The organism is Herbiconiux daphne, from assembly GCF_024979295.1.
Lineage (GTDB): Bacteria > Actinomycetota > Actinomycetes > Actinomycetales > Microbacteriaceae > Herbiconiux > Herbiconiux daphnes.
The window spans coordinates 1-679 of sequence record NZ_JANLCJ010000428.1 but is presented as its reverse complement, the minus strand read 5'-3'; the positions used below and the strand labels follow the sequence as shown (position 1 = coordinate 679).

The window sequence follows — 679 nt, the reverse complement described above, 5'->3', positions numbered from 1 at the left end:
GTTTCAATGATAGGTTTCGGCAGGTAGTTTTTATGCGCGTACATCGCGTTTGAAACTTCCATAGAATCCCAGCGGTAGCATTTACGGATAATGTCGAAATCTATTTCCGTGATGGAAATCGTGATTTCCTCTGCGAGTGCTACACGTCCGTTATTCTCCGTGACTTTCTTCCCGTCGCGGCATTTGGACGCTGAGAGATAACACTCTTGCGGTATGCTCGCCACGATGTTATGAAAAGTGATGTCCATCATAACAGCGTATTGTGAACACGCCTTTTCCAGTTCCGCAGCGGTGTTTATTTCTATCGGCTTGAATCGTGACATCGGGAACTTTTCCGACAACATGACCGACGGATAAGAGGATGTGAAATCCACCGACGATACGTTGTGAAGAGTTTTCCCGGCGTGGTTCGCGTTAGCGTGGGTAAATCCTCCCATGAACGTTTGATTCGCCTGTAAATAAACCTCCGGCGTCATGGTGAGTTGCTCCATGATTCCCCGGTAGCGGTTGAACTGGTTACGGTCTGGAACCCCCTTAGATTTCATTAAGCAGTTATCGCGCATCTTCTCACGAACGCGCCCGGTATTAGTTGCGGGGATTTTACAAATGCTCCCGTACTGGCTGATTTGCTCGTCAATGTAGGCGGTGATAATAACGATGTCGTTTTCACAGTACCCCA

General features: G+C 48.0%; 1 protein-coding gene. It reads right to left on the bottom strand.

The features are described from left to right. Positions 1-679, bottom strand: a 679-nt coding sequence (locus N1032_RS25650; protein ID WP_259543429.1) for a DNA polymerase, incomplete at both ends; no start/stop codon positions are given.